The 724-nt window shown below is 71.3% G+C and carries 1 protein-coding gene; it reads left to right on the forward strand.

Features of this window, described 5'->3' with window-relative positions:
* Positions 1 to 186 precede the first annotated feature (186 nt).
* A partial coding sequence (locus AC1DTW_RS28130) for a type IV pilus assembly protein FimV (protein WP_477985337.1) occupies positions 187 to 724 on the forward strand: 538 nt, incomplete at its 3' end.

The raw sequence follows: 724 nt of genomic DNA on the forward strand, positions 1-724 counted from the left end.
GCCGAGCGCCGCCCGGCGCCGCCGCGCGCGGTGGCAGCCGAGTCATCGGCACCGCGTGAGCCGCGGGCCGCTGCGCCGCAGCCTGCTGCAGCCGCTTCAGGGGCCGACGATTACAAGGTCAAGCCGGGCGACTCGCTGTCGAAGATCGCGACGCGCACACAGCGGCCGGGTGTCTCGCTCGACCAGATGCTCGTCTCGCTTTACCGCGGCAACCCCCAGGCTTTCGTCGACAGCAACATGAACCGGCTCAAGGCCGGTGCCGTGCTGGCCGTGCCGAGCGCCGAGACGGCGAGCGCCGTACCGGCGGTCGAGGCGCGCCAGGTGATCCAGGCGCAGAGTGCGGATTTCGGCGCCTACCGTCAGCGCCTCGCCGGTGCCGTGCCGGCCGCGAAGGCCGAAGGCTCGTCGCGCCAGGCCAGCGGCAAGGTACAGGCGTCCGTCGACGACCGCAAGCCGGGTGCGACAGCGACGCCCGACAAGCTGACTCTGAGCAAGGGTGCGGCGAATGCGAAGTCGAGCGCCGCCGAAGAGCAGATTTCGAAAGACAAAGCGAAAAAGGCTGACGAAGTTCGTGTGGCCGAGCTGTCGAAGAATGTCGACGAACTGAAGAAACTCTCCGGCGCAGCGAGCGCTGCGGCCCCGAAAGCGGCGGCGTCTGCGCCGGCGCCCGCCGCTGCGGCGAAGCCGGCGCCGGTCGCGAGCGCGCCTGCGCCGACCCCGGCGC

Source organism: Rhizobacter sp. P5_A1 (assembly GCF_056400745.1).